This is a genomic window from Acetobacteraceae bacterium (genome assembly GCA_004843165.1).
Lineage (GTDB): Bacteria > Pseudomonadota > Alphaproteobacteria > Acetobacterales > Acetobacteraceae.
This window is the reverse complement of record CP039459.1, coordinates 1335139-1350591: the sequence shown is the minus strand read 5'-3', so window position 1 is coordinate 1350591 and position 15453 is coordinate 1335139. Positions and strand designations below refer to the sequence as shown.

Sequence of the window (15453 nt, the reverse complement as noted above, 5' to 3'; positions counted from 1 at the left end):
TTTACATGACAAACGATTATAAAGTCCGCGATCTCTCTCTCGCCGATTGGGGACGTAAAGAAATCTCCATCGCTGAAGGTGAAATGCCAGGTCTCATGGCACTCCGTAAGGAATATGGCGCAACACAACCGCTAAAAGGTGCCCGTATTGCTGGTTGCCTGCACATGACCATTCAAACTGCTGTTTTGATTGAAACTTTGATCGCTCTCGGTGCCGAAGTCCGCTGGTCAAGCTGCAACGTCTTCTCAACGCAAGATCAGGCAGCTGCGGCGATTGCAGCAGCAGGCATTCCTGTTTTTGCGTGGAAAGGTCTCACAGAGGAAGAGTTTAACTGGTGCATTGAACAAACCATTCAAGGCCCAAATGGCTGGACTCCTAACATGATTCTCGATGATGGTGGTGATCTCACTGTCATGATGCATGATAAATATCCAGAACTTCTTAAAAACGTCCGTGGCCTTTCCGAAGAAACCACAACAGGCGTCCACCGTCTCTGGAAAATGGAAAAATCAGGCGAGCTCAAAGTACCTGCTATTAACGTCAATGACAGTGTCACCAAATCTAAATTTGACAATCTTTACGGCTGCCGTGAAAGCCTCGTTGATGCGATCCGTCGTGCAACAGATGTGATGATGGCCGGCAAAGTCGCCGTTGTTGCAGGTTATGGAGATGTCGGTAAAGGCTCCGCAGCCAGCTTGCGTAATGCGGGCTGCCGTGTGCTTGTCACCGAAGTTGATCCAATCTGCGCCCTTCAAGCCGCTATGGAAGGCTATGAGGTTGTCACAATGGAAGACGCTGCGCCACGTGGCGATATTTTTGTCACCTGCACAGGAAACGAGGACATCATTACCCTAGATCATATCAAGGAAATGAAAGACCGAGCGATCGTTTGTAATATTGGGCATTTTGACAGCGAAATCCAAGTTGAGGCTTTAAGAGCCTACAAATGGGACAATATCAAACCGCAAGTCGATGAAATTGAACTTGCCCCTAACCGCCGCATTATCCTTCTTTCCGAAGGGCGTTTGGTCAATCTTGGAAATGCCACCGGCCACCCTTCCTATGTCATGTCCAACTCCTTCTGCAACCAAACCTTGGCGCAGATGGAACTTTGGAATGCCAAAGAAGGCCAGTATGAAAATAAAGTTTATGTTCTGCCTAAAAAACTAGATGAAAAAGTTGCAGCCCTTCATCTTGAAAAAGTCGGTGCTAAACTTTCTAAAATGAAGCCACATCAGGCAGAATATATCGGCGTACCAGTTGATGGACCATTCAAACCTGACACTTATCGCTACTAATCGACTTCTTTCGATTTAAAAATGTTGAAAAGACGGGAAGCCTAAGCTTTCCGTCTTTTTTTATATTTTCTCTTTACCCGCAATAAGAAAACAGAAAATAATATCACTAAGATTTAACCATTGGGGAAAAGATGACATGACAGATCACTTTCTGACAAATGTACCGAATATCACCGAAAAAATGCTTCGCTTTGCGGATCAAGCAGCCGAAAATGTTCCCCTTTGCCGCACAAACCTTGTTTGCCACATCGAGTTCGATCTTACGGGAAAAGAAAAACCGCCTCTGGATGCGGTTCGAAATCTTATTAAACACAATATTGCCACCCTCCCCTCTTTAAGACATTATTTAGAAGAGGTAGAAGGGAATTTTCACTGGCGTGCTTATATGCCGGATTTGGAAAAATGCATTACAGAAAAACGCATTATTTCTAAGCCTTTAAAGGATGAAATTCAGGATTTTCTTACCTGTAACCTCCCTTATAATGCCCCTTGGAAATTGTGCTATTTCCCAGCTCTCCCAAATAATAAATTTTCACTTTTATGGTGCGTTCGCCATGAAATCATGGACGCAAGCGGTATATCGGCAATGCTCAATATACTTTTCGGGCAAAAAGCCTCAGCCCCTTTTATATCTCCGAACCTCAAAGAATATCCGAAATCCATTCCGTCACAGCTTTTAGAAGGCACATCCTCTAACGAAGAAGTACAATTATTTTTCAAAAATATACCTTCAACCCCTAATCGCCAAATTATCTCCCTTCAAATGCCAGCTAGCCTGCTCCCAAATATTGGAAAAGTTTTTGGCGTCTCCGGCAATGATCTCTATTTAAAAGCAATGGGCGATGCGCTTTGGCAATGGCGTCACGCTTATACCGATAATGTCCCTAAAGAAGCAAAATTACCGCTCATTATGCCAATCAATCTCCGCCCTCCCGCGGATCTTGGTGTCGGGAACCGTTTCTATCTTGGCAGAATTGATCTTCCGCCTCATTTCTCACTCGAAACTATTTCAAAAAAGATGGATATTTTTCGACAAAAAAACATGAAAGAAGATCTCATCGCACGCTATGCGGAAAATCCCAATATTGCCGTTGAACAACTTCCACCCTCGGAATGTCTTTCTGTGCCATGTAGCAGTTTTCGTATCACTCAAAAAATGGCGTGGGATCACTTCCCACTTAAACGGATTGTTTTTGCCTTTAACGCCTTTGTGCAAGGAATGCCTTTTTATTCTATTCTCAGTACCTATGCGCCCAAACATACCGATCAAAAAGATTCCGTTTCAACCCTTTTCTGCTCTCTTGATGCAGGTATACAGAATTTTTCAAAGATACCTGAACTTTGGAAAAAAGCCGTCTATGAACTGGTAAAAGAAGCCAATATAGATCTTAGCGCCTTTGGGGAAGACCCCATACAGGTTTTCTGCTAAAATCTTCGCGTAAGGAGATCCTATGTCATTTGAATATTCAGAAACTGAAAAAAACGAAGTCAAAGCGCTTTTGAAAAAAGCGCTTGCAAGCGAAACACCTACAGAAATCGCTTATGAAAAAATTGCTAAAACCTTTCCAGGTGAAGCAACACATCCGAGCATTCCTAACTGTCCCATTATTCATGGTAATACTTTGCCAGATTTTTTGGCCACAGAATGCACAGGGCTAAATATTCAGGGTTTCGGCAAAACAGAAACCGGAGATTTAACTGTCATTTTCTTTCGGAAAATTGATTAATTCTTATCTTTCACCCTGAAACAAAAAGCCCAGCCTATTTTCATAGGCTGGGCTTTTCTTATAAATCACGAAAGATTTTAGTCTTTTAAGGCCTGCTCAAAATCCGAAATCAAATCCTCTGCGTGTTCAATCCCGACAGAGACCCTAATCATTGATTCCGTCACACCAATCCTGTCACGCACCTCTTTTGCAACACCGGAATGTGTTGTTGAAGCAGGATGACAAATCAAAGATTCCGTTCCGCCAAGCGAAACTGCCACTTTAAAAAGATTTAGACGGTTAAGAAATTTGAAAGCTTCTGCTTCTCCGCCTTCAATATCAAAAGAGAAAGTAGAGCCTGGGCCTGTGCATTGTTTTTTATAAACAGCTGCTTCTTTAGAACCTTCTGGAAAAGTTTCTGTGAAATAGATCTTTTTCACTTTTTTCTGTGTTTTTAAGAATGCGACAATCTTTGTTGCATTCTGTGCCGCTTTTTCCATTCTCAAGCCGAGTGTTTCCAGCGAACGCATAATCATCCAGCTTGTATATGGATCAAGATTAGTTCCAATCGCATTACGTGTGGCTTGAATCTTTGCAATAAGCGTTTTTGAACCCACAGCCCCGCCAGCGACAAGGTCAGAATGGCCACCAACATATTTTGTCAAAGAATAAACAGAAAGGTCTGCACCATGTTCCAATGGATGCTGAAAAACAGGCCCAAGCATTGTATTATCAACAAAAATTAAAGGACGTTTCCCCTGTTTTTTGGCGATTTTATCAGCAATCTTTCCTAAAAGTTCAATATCCATCAGCGCATTGCTTGGATTGGCTGGAGATTCAACATAAATAACCCCAACCTGCCCGGCAGCCATTGCTGTTTCAGCAGATTTTAAAAGCGCCTCTTCACGAATACCATCGGAGAAACCGACAGCTTTCATCCCAAGACCAGCCATCGTTTTTAAAATCAGGGTTTCTGTTCCGCCATAAAGAGGTTGAGAATGAAGGATCACCTCTCCAGGCTGCACACACGCAAGCAAAGAAGTAAAAATCGCGCCCATACCGGAAGAGAATAGAACACCTGCCTCACCGCCTTCATAAACGGCTAGACGATCGGCAGAAATCTGACTGTTTGGATTATTGAAACGTGCATAAATATAGCCATTCTCTGCACCTTCAGGTGCCTTTTTACGGCCTGACATATAGTCAAAGAAATCTTTTCCAGCTTCGGCAGTTGGGAAGACAAAGGTAGATGTCAAAAAAATAGGCGGTTTGACAGCAGCCTGCGCCGTTGTTGGATCATATCCGAAATTCATCATCTGCGTATCGGGATGATATTTTCCATTTGCATGATTTTTGGATGGATTGCTCATAATTAAGTTTTATCCTCAGAATTTTTAACTTTTTTCTTTGCTTTTGAAGCCGTTACTGTCTTTTTAGCAGTTTTTTCTATCTTGGCGGCTTTTTTTACCGTTTTTTTCTGTGATGCCTTTTCCTTAGGCTTTTTCTCTTCTGCTTTTATCACTTTTTTCGCAACGGATTTTTTAGAGGAAGCCTTTGCTTTTTTAGGAAATGCTTTTTGGGCTTTTACATCAACCTTTGGCTCTTGAGATTCAAAAGATTCCGCTTCAGCAAGAACATCCTTAATCACAGCCTTTTGAGAATCTGTTGTTTTCAATGGCTGCGGCACAAAGCTATTCATTTCTCTTGATGCTGGCGCTTGTGCTGTTGAAAAAATTTTCTGCCCAATCCACTCAGAGACCGTCAGACCTGATTTTTCAGCATGTTTCACACAAAGTTTCCACAAAAAAAGCGAAACGATCCAACCGACATTGACCCCTAAAGTAAAAGGAAGAAAGCCATTTTGGCGCACCGAAGAGGCTTTAGGGGCTTTGCCTTCCAAAAAATGTGCTTTCAAATGGCTTAATTCTTTATTAACTTTCAAAACTTCCTCCCAAAAAACCAAAAATATAACATAACTTGTTCTTACGCTTCAGCTAGGAACAAATAAAGTAATGAAATTACTTGATCCCTCTTTGACTTTTAACGGGGTCTGCATCCTCTAATTTCAAACGCCAGCTTTCACCACGGCTATTTTCGTGTAGCGTCTCACGCTCTTCCTTTGTTTCCGCACGATAAGGATTGCGAATAAATTCCATTGCTTGCTTTAAAGCTTGATGTGATTCAGGGATGTATTTCCCAACCACAAAAATATGCGGCATACCGTAATATTGTTCCAGAACAACCCAAGGCTCTTTCTGTTTCAGACGACGAGCATCCGAATTTAAAATATCACGTGTTCCCGAAAAGACGATTGTTGGTGGCAAGCCCTCTAAGGAATCTGCCATGAGCGGATTAATTTGAGGGTCTGTTAATTTAAGATCCCCAATCCACATCTGTCCCCCCTGACGCAAGAAAGGGATATCAAGAATAGGATCCGTCTTCGCCAATTCTTTCTGCCCCTTGCCCGTACAGGATAAATCAAGGAATGGCGAATAGAGAACAAGACATTTTGGTTGTGGCAACGAGCGTTTCGTCAATTCACGACTCAAAGCGACAGAGAGCCATCCACCAGCGGAATCTCCCATAACAACAATATTCTCGGCACCGTGCTGGTCAACAAGATAATTGTAGCCTTTAACAATATCATCCATCGTTTCACGCCATTTATGCTTAGGCGCAAGCGGTAAGAAAGGCATATGAACGGTACAGCTAAGTTTTGCTGACAGAGCGGAAAGCATCCAGCCATAATATGGCATCACATCCATCACAAAATCCCCGCCATGAAGGTAAAGAATGTGAATAGGCGATTCTGCCCCTTCTTTTGGCGTTGTCACAAAAACTTTCGTATCGCCAACAAGCTTTTTATGAAGGGTTACTTTTGGGCAGCGCCAATGCCAGAACCCTCCGGCTTGAACATGCTTGCTACCTTTAACAACAGTCCAAATATTACGTTTAATTAAAGGTGCAAAAAGATCAATCAACTTTAACCATATCCATGCCTGCGTACTGACACCAGCTCGAATAGCAGCCTCTTGGACATAATTACAAATACCGATCCCGGTTCCTGTACCGATGACAAGACTTCTAAAAGGAAATGTCTTTTTAGGAGACTCAGCATCTTTTTTTAAGAGTGATTTAACAAAAGGTAATTGTTGCAAAAGACTCATTATTAAATACTCCATAAAAATTAAGCATAAATCCTGAAATGTTTAGAATAGAAACTGCCCTCCAACAATATTTTTTATTATTTAGACAGGAGTAATTTTTTTCATTCCAAAGAAAAATCGTTGCCTTAAGTCTATAGCAACTTCAACCTTTACAAAAGGAAAATACGAACAACATAAAAGGATATTTTTATGAAACGGATTTTTCTCAAAAGCACTTTAGCGGCACTTTTTATGGTATCTTTTATTCTTAAAATGTTTTTGCTGTGCTGACATAAGAACAGCAAAAACATAAAAATTTTATCCTTTACTGACGATATAAAAGGGCTTCTATTTTTAGAAACCCTTTTGCATTCTTTTTACGGACTATGCTTCAATGTGATTGTCTAAAGAAATTCCATTCTTCAATGATTTTTCCACTTTTTAGATGGCAATATCCTATCACATTTCCTTGAGAATCTTTTTTAAGCTCCAAACTTCCTTTTTGCTCTAGACAATAGCTTGCAGCAGGATTGGGATGGCCGATGGTTTTTTCTCTTGTAGATGAATGATGCGCACAAGCACCTAAACCCATAGCGATAAAAACAATTAAAAATTTATTCATTATTTTATCATCCTCATCATAAAAAAATGCCTCCTAAAAAGGAGGCATTTACACGACAATTACTTAGAAGCTTTATGCTGTGCGTATCTTTGGTTCTCCGCTGCATCTTCTTTGAGCTGTTGATTTTCATCTGTAAGATCTTTTTTCTGTTCTTTTGTCAGATGTGTTACAGATTTGGTTGGCGCAATTGTTCCCTTACCCTTTAGAGCCGATTGGTAAACATCATTTGCTGGAACACGGGTGTTATTTGGCAAATAGCAATATTGTGTTTCTTTACCGGTAATTCCCTTGCCAATGTGAGCATGCCCTCCAAGTTTTCCGCAATAGAGCGCTGCAGGATCGGCTTTTCCACCGGTTTTTTGTGCTTTTTTGGAAGCCTCTTGCCCTTTATCCGCTGCTGTCTGCGCATTTTTTTGCGCCTCAGCTGTCGCTGCCTGTGCCAGTTGCTGATCGATCAATGCGGTAGCTTTTGCTTTTTTCTGATCCTGTTTGCCGACTTGTTTTGCCTCTTCACTCACAAGTGTGCCAACGGTAGCATTCTCTTCTTTAGCTTCTGCAAGATCTTTTTGCTCTTGCGTTTGCAATGTATCAGAAACCCCAGCTTGCTTATCTGCTTTTTTTTCTGCCTGTGCCTGCTGTGTATTAATTTTATCTTGCGCAGCTGGACTTGTATAGCTTTGAGAAGCTGTTGCGAATGCTTGAGAACCGCCAACAAATCCTAAAACGCCAAGTGCGCTTGTTAGCAAAGCTGTCGTTGCGAGTAATTTTTTCATATTTATTCCCTTCTTTTCCGCTTTTTTTAAAAAATACTATTTGTACCCTATCTAACATTCAAAATCTTGCAAAGAGAGCAAACTCTTTTAAGATTTTTTAACAAAAGATTTCTGTTTTTCCGCAATAAAAATTTCCTGCGACATTATTGAAGGCGCCGGAAGCGCTTTTTGCCGCTCTGTGTTTTCCTGAGGATGTTCTGCAATCAAAGAAGCTTTTTTCTGTAACGCTTCCCGCTCTTTTGGAACAGGAAGAACCTCAAAAATATTTCCTGACTCATCACGCAAACGCACAATCTTTCCAGTTTCAAATCTCTGATTGGTTTGAATAAAAGCCAAAGAAACTTTTTTCTTTTCTTGCATCTCTTCGGCCTCTTCTCGTTTTTTGCGTCCCATAATAGCACGTGAAACCATCCCTTGACGTTCCCAAGCATGCCAACGAAAATGATACCAATATCGCACCGCCGTTTGTAAAATGGCCTCCTCCTCTCTTTCTCCTGCCAAACCTAAAGTATGATTTAAAGCCGGGTGATCTTCACGCTTCTCTTGAATGAGCCATTTCCAGGATTTTTCAAAATTCTTACGATTATAATGACGGCCATTTTTTCGAATAAATTCAAAAATGAAAGCACCGGCAAGGTAACGGCGATAAAGTTGTAATTCTTCTAAATGTTGAAAAAGAATCTCACTCAATAGCCTACGTGCGCTTTCCGGTGACATTTCTTCTAAAGGTAAATTTTTTTGCTGTAAGAAAAACAAGGCCTTACGTTCTAAAGGCTCTAAAAAATCACGATGAAGTATAGGCGATGACATGGCAGAATCCCTCCGCATAAAATTAATGCTGTTTTACTCCCCCTTCACGAAACTTTTTCTTCAAAAAAAGCACGAGAAATCATGCTCGCAAGAAATCAACGAAAAGAAGATTTCCTGCTAAGTCGTATGAGGTCATTCGACAGATATTTATTGGGAGATTCAGGGTTAGCTTCCTTATGAGCCAACTCTCAGAATCGTATTATGTCTTCACTCTAAAACGAAATCCGCTCAAAAGGCAAAATATTTTGTCTTGCCGTTCGCATCCTGAAATTGATGCGCCTGCAATTCTATTCAATTATATTAAAGAGAGCTTACGCTCTCTTTAATAGCGTTTCTAAATGCTTACGCTTTAGGCTCTTCAGAAATATCCCACGCTTTCTTTTCAAGAAAATCCAATCGTTTGGAAAGACGCTGATACGCAAATACGGCAAATCCCAAAATTCCTGAAAAGAGCATTAAAAAGATAACATGATGAAAAATCGCTAATTTATCCAGTTTATGATCACTCACCACATCTTGCGACACAAGTTTCAAACTCATTTTTTTCTCCTTAATTTTATTCTAGAATCCCCCGCTCTCTCCCCTTTGAAATTTTAGGCATAAAGCAAAAATTTAAACCATCATTAAAAGAACATTCGATAAAATAATTTTTATTTTTAAACTTGATACTAAAAAAGGGAGAGATTTTAAAAAACCTCTCCCTTTTTCGTCACTGAAAGCTTTTCCCTATTCTTCAATCAAATAGCCGAAGGCCGTAAGAGAAGCTTTTGCTCCCTCACCGGAGGCAATAATAATTTGCTTATAAGGAACATTGGTGACATCCCCTGCCGCAAAAATACCAGGAACAGATGTACGGCACTTGGAATCAATTTCAATCTCATTAAAATCTGTCAATTTCAATGCACCTTTTACCCAATCGGTATTTGGCAAAAGTCCAATCTGCACAAAGACAGCTTTGAGCTCTAATGTCTTTGACTCACCTGTTTGACGATCTTTATAACGCAATCCCGTAACATTCTTCCCATTTCCGACGACTTCTTCGGTTAACGCATTGAAAAGAATAGTTACGTTTTTAAGAGAACGAAGTTTTCTTTGAAGGACTTCATCAGCGACAAGATGCCCCCCACGCTGAAGCAATGTCACATGCTCACAAATCCCAGCGAGATCAATCGCCGCCTCAACACCGCTATTACCGCCGCCGATAACAGAGACTTTCTCCCCTTTAAAGAACGGGCCGTCACAATGTGGGCAATATGCAACCCCTTTTGTACGGTATTCTTCTTCACCAGGGACATTCAACTTCTTCCACTGTGCCCCTGTCGCCGCAATAACAGTCCGTCCCTTTAAAATAGCTTCATTTTCAAGCTTAACTTGATGGAAAGCCCCTTTTTGGGTTGCAGGCAAAAGATTTTGAACTTTCTGACCATTCAAAATCGTAACACCTGCATGACGCACCTGCGCCTCAAGATTTTTAGCGAGTTCGGGTCCTTCAATCAGCATCACGGATGGGAAATTCTCAATTTCACCAGAATCCATCACCTGACCACCGCAACGTTCTGCCACAAGTCCCGTTCTCAAGCCTTTACGTGCGGCATAGATAGAAGCAACCGCTCCGGCAGGGCCACCCCCGATCACCAAGACATCAAAAGGTTTTTCATCCCCGATTTTCTTAGCCTCAACCTGTGCGCCCGCCGTATCTAAACGGTTAAGAATTTTCTCAAGCGTTGAACGTCCAGAGGAAAATTTTTCACCATTAAGATAGACTTGCGGAACCGCCAAAATACCTCTTTCGGTGGCCTCATCCGCAAAATCAGCCCCATCAATCGCAATATTTGTAATATTAGGATTTAAAACAGAAAGAATATTCAGGGCCTGGACAACATCTGGGCAGTTTTGACAGGATTGCGAGAACCAAACTTCAAAATGGTATTTGGCACCATCTTGTTGTCCGAGAGTACGAATACGTTCAACTTCGCTTGCCTCAATTTTAGGCGGATGACCACTTGTCTGCAAAAGTGCCAAAATAAATGATGTAAACTCATGCCCCATTGGCAAACCAGCAAAGGTAATGCGAGCATCTTCACCAGGACGTGCCAAAGAAAAAGAAGGTGTACGATCAGACGCACCCTTCTCATGCCATGTAATTTTATCTGTAATCTCTGTTAAGACTTTAAAAAGCCGGCGCAGATGACGAGACGTTTCTCCGTCATCAAGGCTGGCCGAAATTTCAACAGGGCCAACCAGATAATCCATGTACGCTTTCAGCTGGGCGATAATATCATCGCTAAGTAATTCCTGCGTCATATTTTCTCCTCAAGACGAAAATAGCCGGAGACAAAGGCCCGGCTATCATCGTTTCTCAAACAAGGGAGGCACAAACCTCCCTCTATTTAGAAATAAACTTAGATCTTACCAACGAGATCAATGCCTGGCTTCAAAGTTTTTTCACCTTCACGCCATTTTGCTGGGCAAACTTGATCTGGATTTTTGCTGACGAATTGTGCAGCTTCAACCTTTTTAAGAAGTGTGTCTGCTTCACGGCCAACACCTTCAGAGGTGATTTCGATGTACTGAATTTTACCTTCTGGATCAATCAAGAAAGTTGCACGATCAGCGGCAAAGAAATTGTCACGTAGAACATCGAAAGAATCAGAAATTTCACCGCTTGGATCAGCGACCATTGGGAATTTCACTTTACCGATAGCTGGGCTTGCATCATGCCATGCTTTATGTGTGAAATGTTTATCTGTAGAAACAGAATAAACTTCAACACCCAATTTTTTGAACGCTTCATATTTGTCTGCCATGTCTTCAAGCTCTGTTGGGCAAACAAATGTGAAATCAGCTGGGTAAAAGAAAAGAATTGACCATTTACCTTTTAGATCTTCTGGGCTGAACTTACCGAACTTGCCATCGACTGGAGTAAAAGTATCTGTTGTTTCAAAATCTAGGATTTCGTCGCCAATTTTGACCATGTTTATAGTCCTTTTTTAAAAATAAATATTCCAAACCATTGCCCCGTTTCTCCAGTCTGGAAAAATTTTTAAGAGAAAAACGGGATCTTCTTGAGTCCTAGATAATGATTTAAAAAGAGACCTCAAGAGGTAACAAAAGATTTTTTATGATTTTCTTTCTTTTCCTTTAAGAAAAAGAAAGCGGCTCGATAAAACCACCACCCAAAATGCGATCATTCTCATAGAAAACACAGGCCTGCCCCGGCGCTGGAAGCGCAGCTTCCTCCAAGAAAACCTCTGCACGCCCCCCTTCAAGCGCTTTGACTTTCCCTTTGCGGGGCTTCTCACGTGCCCTCAGCTGAAAGGAACATGCCAAATCATCCGAAACCGGTGGCGCAATGAGCCAATTTGTTTCTTTAAGATAAAAACGACGCCAAGGAGAGGCAGGCGCACACGTTTCCTCAAGCAAACGACGTGGTGCAACAACCAAGCGGCGCTTTCCTGCCTCAATTTTAACGACCATCTGGCGCTCGCCCAGCGTCGTATGCAAATTGCCTAAGCCTTTGCTTTGGCCAATTGTATAACGAACAATCCCGTCATGGGTGCCAACAATATTGCCTTCCATATCGGTGATTTCCCCCTTACCTTTTGTGGAAGGTGCCATTTTTTCGACAAGATCGGCATAAGATCCCTTACTGACAAAACAAATATCCTGACTGTCAGATTTTGAGGCGACTGTTACCAGCCCCAATCTTTTTGCCTCCGCCCGCACCTCATCTTTGGAGGAATAATTGCCCAGTGGAAAATGTAGAAATTCAAGCTGTTCGTAGGTTGTCGCAAACAAAAACCAAGATTGATCCCGCTCTAAGCAAACAGGGCGATAAAGGGCAGCCCTACCATCTGATAAATTTTCACGACGGACATAATGCCCGGTCGCCATCCCCTCACAGCCAAGATCTTTTGCCACGGTCAGGAGATCGGTAAATTTGACCCCTTGATTGCAATTTACACAAGGAACTGGCGTTTCCCCTTTGGCATATTGCGCCGCAAAAACATCCACAACACTTTCTTTAAAGCGTTGGGTCGCATCAATCACATAATGCGGAAAGCCCATTCTCTCAGCGACCTTTGCGGCGTCTCTTGCGTCACTTCCGCCGCAGCAACCTTTGGCAGCAGCCCCCGAAGGATTCAAATCAAGGGTGGCACCGATGACCTCATGCCCCTGCTCACGCAAGAGTGCGGCTGTAACGGCGCTATCCACCCCTCCAGACATTGCTACCAAAATTCGCAAAGTAAATAATTTCCCTTAATCTTGTTTCGGAATAAGAACCGTGAGGCCATCCAAAGCTTCTGTTATCAGAATCTGACATCCTAGACGGGATGTTTTTTGCACACCAAAAGCAAGGTCAAGCATATCCTCTTCCTCTTCGGTTGTTTCCGGCAATTTAGCCGCCCAAGCGGGATCAACGATCACATGGCACGTTGCGCAAGCCAAAGAGCCCTCGCAGGCCCCTTCGAGATCAATATCATTCGCATGAGCGATTTCTAGAACGGATTGCCCTAGAGGTGCCTCAACTTCACGTCTTGTACCATCTGGCTCAACAAAAACCATATGCGGCATGGTATTTTCCTTCTTTAATTTTGTTCATTAGAAAACTGCTTTTCCATTTCTTATCAGAAAGAAAGATGAGAAAACATTTTTAAAACTTCTTCGATTTCCTTTTGGGAGGTAAATCGCCCTAGCGAGAAACGCAAACTCCTTTGCGCTTCTGCCTCCTCCCGACCCATCGCTTTCAAAACATAAGACCCTGCGCCAGAATCAGCCGTACACGCAGAACCTCTTGAAACAGCAAGCTTCGGTAAGGATTGCATGATTTTTTTTCCTTCATAATTTTCAGGAAAAGAAAAATTCAAGGTTCCCGGCAAACGATCAACCTGATCGCCATTGATTTTACCGTCAGGAAAACATTTTAAAAGCCCCTCCTCAAGCTGCTTACGAAGGGCCTTAATTCTTTTTCCCTCTTCTGGCATTTCTTTTTCAGCCTTCTCACACGCCTCCCCAAACCCTACAACCAAGGGCACCGGCACGGTTCCTGAACGTAGCAACCGCTCTTGACCGCCCCCCGTTGCCAGTGCACGCAAACGCACCCGTGGACGACGGCGAACATAAAGCGCACCAATCCCTTTCGGCCCGTAGAGCTTATGAGCAGAGAGAGAGGCAAGATCAAAAAGTGCAGAATCAACTGGGAGCTTTCCAGCTATTTGGGCCAAATCCACATGAAAAAGAACACCCTTGGAACGTACAATTTCTGAAATTTCTTCAAGATCAGCCAAAATGCCTGTTTCATTATTAGCCGCCATCAGACTAACCAAATTGGTTGGTGTTTCAAGCGCTTTTTTCAGCGTCTCCTTATTGATTTTCCCTTGTGCATCAACAGGTAAAATCTCAACTTCCACCCCATCTTTTTTAAGATCTTCAAGCGTTTCCAAAACCGCTTTATGTTCTGTGGCGAAACTAATCATCCGGCAGGTCTGCGAGGCGTGCAAAAGCTGTTTAGCCGTTCCCCTCAGAGCCAGATTAATCGCTTCGGTAGCACCCGATGTGAAAATAATTTCATTCGATTGTGCTTTTATTAAAGCAGCGACTTGTCTTCTTGCGACTTCAACAGCATAAGCTGAAAAATCCCCTAAAATATGCTGGCTTCCGGCATTGCCGTAACATTCCGAAAAAAACGGAAGCATCTTTTTTAAAATATCAGGATCGCAAGGGGTCGTTGCGGCATAATCAAGGTAAATCATAATTGTCTCTTTTATCTTTTTTCTTTTGCTGCGCCCGTTCAGCCAAAGGGCGATACGCTTTTAAAAAATGCTCTATAGCCTCTTGCGTACAATTCCACGGCAAGCTTACCCGCATGACATGACCTGCCTGTTGCTCTAAGCCCATTGCCTTTAAAACAGGTGAAGCCCCCATCTTTCCTGAGGCACATGCTGAGCCGGCAGAAACGCAAATACCTGCAAGGTCCATTGTCATCAACTGTGCTTGCGAGGCAATCCCCTCCAAAACGAAAGCACTCGTATTCGGAAGACGTTGCGATTGCGGTGCAACCAGTTTTGCCCCCAATATGTTCACGGAGCTCTCTAAAGATTTTCGCAACCTCAGAATTTCCGACCAGTTTTGAGATTGCGCTTCTTTCAAAGCTTCAGAAAGTGCCACAATCGCCGGCAAGGCTGGTGTACCGCCACGCTTTCCTCCCTCTTGTCCCCCTGCCTTAAAAATCGGAATAATCTCATCAGGATGAGAGACAACCAAAGCACCAGCGCCTAACAATCCGCCCATTTTATGACCCGAAAGAGAAAAACTGACTTTAACACCCTCTGTCGGAGGCGGTTTCCATCCACGCCCCAAAGCCTGAACCGCATCCAAATGCAAAAAAGCATCAAATTCTTTGGCAAGTTTTAAAAAGCCGTCAATATCCGAATAAACACCTGTTTCGTTATTGGCGACCATGACACAAATCAACGGGCTTAAGGAGACATCTCTTTTCTGATCTTCCTGCAACTCTGAACGGAGCCAGTCCAAATCATGCGCCCCCTGATCATTGACCGGAATGATCTTTGCCGTTTCGGGCAAGCTGTTCAAAATGGAAGGATGCTCTGTCGCACCAACAAAAATTTGATGCCGCTTTCCAGATTTCGTTTTTAAAAAACTCTCCAGCAAAAGCGCATTGGCTTCACTTGCCCCAGAGGTAAAAATACAATTTTCAGACTCACGCTGAAAAAACGCCGCAACATTTTCACGTGCCATCTCTAGATGGCGTTTTGCCTGATTTCCTGCCCGATGAACAGAGGCTGGATTTCCCGCAGCCAATGCAATTTCATAAGCGGTTTTCACCACGTTAGGGCGTGGCACCTCACTCGCATTTGCGTCAAGATATATCATGAAATGGCAGAAAAACCTTCTTGCTCCCGAAAACCCTAGCCAAGCAGGGTCTAGAATTTAAAATAGCAATAAAACTGGAAAAAAACTTACAAATACCTTATAATAACATTGCTACATAAATATATATAATCAGTTTAAAAATTAAAGGGCGGACAAGAATTCTCTACCTTTTAATTTCTGCTTTCCAAAAGACCGGCTATCCCG

At 42.6% G+C, this 15453-nt stretch carries 16 protein-coding genes; 3 read left to right on the top strand and 13 right to left on the bottom strand.

The genetic code is table 11. The features are described from left to right. Nucleotides 1-5: 5 nt before the first annotated feature. The 3 genes from FAI41_06590 to FAI41_06580 all read left to right on the top strand — a co-directional run bounded on the left by FAI41_06590 (nucleotide 6) and on the right by FAI41_06580 (nucleotide 3025). Nucleotides 6-1298 carry an adenosylhomocysteinase gene (locus FAI41_06590; GenBank protein ID QCE33290.1) on the top strand — a complete coding sequence of 431 codons (1293 nt, stop codon included), beginning with the start codon at nucleotides 6-8 and terminating at the stop codon, nucleotides 1296-1298. Between the two features lie 136 nt (nucleotides 1299-1434). Then, a complete protein-coding gene (locus FAI41_06585; protein ID QCE33289.1) occupies nucleotides 1435-2727 on the top strand; it encodes a hypothetical protein in 1293 nt (430 codons plus the stop codon). Between the two features lie 22 nt (nucleotides 2728-2749). Then, nucleotides 2750-3025: a hypothetical protein gene (locus FAI41_06580; protein ID QCE33288.1), complete on the top strand. Its 276-nt coding sequence runs from the start codon at nucleotides 2750-2752 to the stop codon at nucleotides 3023-3025. 77 nt (nucleotides 3026-3102) lie between these two features. On the opposite strand, the gene FAI41_06575 is transcribed toward FAI41_06580, so the two are convergent. From FAI41_06575 to FAI41_06515, 13 genes are all read right to left on the bottom strand, one after another. After that, entirely contained in the window at nucleotides 3103-4374 is a 1272-nt protein-coding gene (locus tag FAI41_06575; protein ID QCE33287.1) for a cystathionine gamma-synthase family protein, read from the bottom strand. A gap of 2 nt (nucleotides 4375-4376) precedes the next feature. Further along, nucleotides 4377-4946: a hypothetical protein gene (locus FAI41_06570; protein QCE33286.1), complete on the bottom strand. Its 570-nt coding sequence runs from the start codon at nucleotides 4944-4946 to the stop codon at nucleotides 4377-4379. 76 nt (nucleotides 4947-5022) lie between these two features. Continuing rightward, on the bottom strand, nucleotides 5023-6186 hold the full coding sequence (locus FAI41_06565; protein QCE33285.1) for an alpha/beta hydrolase: 1164 nt from the start codon (nucleotides 6184-6186) through the stop codon (nucleotides 5023-5025). 355 nt (nucleotides 6187-6541) lie between these two features. Beyond that, nucleotides 6542-6772, bottom strand: a complete 231-nt coding sequence (locus FAI41_06560) for a DUF333 domain-containing protein (GenBank protein ID QCE33284.1) — start codon at nucleotides 6770-6772, stop codon at nucleotides 6542-6544. A 59-nt stretch (nucleotides 6773-6831) separates the two neighbouring features. Continuing rightward, nucleotides 6832-7545, bottom strand: coding sequence for a DUF333 domain-containing protein (locus FAI41_06555; protein ID QCE33283.1), 714 nt, complete (start codon nucleotides 7543-7545; stop codon nucleotides 6832-6834). A gap of 87 nt (nucleotides 7546-7632) precedes the next feature. Further along, nucleotides 7633-8355 carry a hypothetical protein gene (locus FAI41_06550; protein ID QCE33282.1) on the bottom strand — a complete coding sequence of 241 codons (723 nt, stop codon included), beginning with the start codon at nucleotides 8353-8355 and terminating at the stop codon, nucleotides 7633-7635. A 342-nt stretch (nucleotides 8356-8697) separates the two neighbouring features. After that, nucleotides 8698-8895 (bottom strand): hypothetical protein, encoded by a 198-nt coding sequence (locus FAI41_06545; GenBank protein QCE33281.1) that lies wholly within the window; start codon nucleotides 8893-8895, stop codon nucleotides 8698-8700. A 186-nt stretch (nucleotides 8896-9081) separates the two neighbouring features. Then, nucleotides 9082-10659 (bottom strand): alkyl hydroperoxide reductase subunit F, encoded by a 1578-nt coding sequence (ahpF, locus tag FAI41_06540; GenBank protein QCE33280.1) that lies wholly within the window; start codon nucleotides 10657-10659, stop codon nucleotides 9082-9084. Between the two features lie 98 nt (nucleotides 10660-10757). Continuing rightward, nucleotides 10758-11330: a peroxiredoxin gene (gene ahpC, locus FAI41_06535; protein ID QCE33279.1), complete on the bottom strand. Its 573-nt coding sequence runs from the start codon at nucleotides 11328-11330 to the stop codon at nucleotides 10758-10760. 166 nt (nucleotides 11331-11496) lie between these two features. Next, nucleotides 11497-12600 (bottom strand): tRNA 2-thiouridine(34) synthase MnmA, encoded by a 1104-nt coding sequence (mnmA, locus tag FAI41_06530; GenBank protein QCE33278.1) that lies wholly within the window; start codon nucleotides 12598-12600, stop codon nucleotides 11497-11499. Nucleotides 12601-12615: 15 nt separating this feature from the next. Beyond that, nucleotides 12616-12930, bottom strand: coding sequence for a 2Fe-2S iron-sulfur cluster binding domain-containing protein (locus tag FAI41_06525; protein QCE33277.1), 315 nt, complete (start codon nucleotides 12928-12930; stop codon nucleotides 12616-12618). A 53-nt stretch (nucleotides 12931-12983) separates the two neighbouring features. Beyond that, nucleotides 12984-14108, bottom strand: a complete 1125-nt coding sequence (locus FAI41_06520; GenBank protein ID QCE33276.1) for a cysteine desulfurase — start codon at nucleotides 14106-14108, stop codon at nucleotides 12984-12986. Then, nucleotides 14095-15249, bottom strand: a complete 1155-nt coding sequence (locus FAI41_06515) for an aminotransferase class V-fold PLP-dependent enzyme (protein ID QCE33275.1) — start codon at nucleotides 15247-15249, stop codon at nucleotides 14095-14097. The genes FAI41_06520 and FAI41_06515 overlap by 14 nt, the downstream gene beginning before the upstream one ends. Nucleotides 15250-15453: the final 204 nt, after the last annotated feature.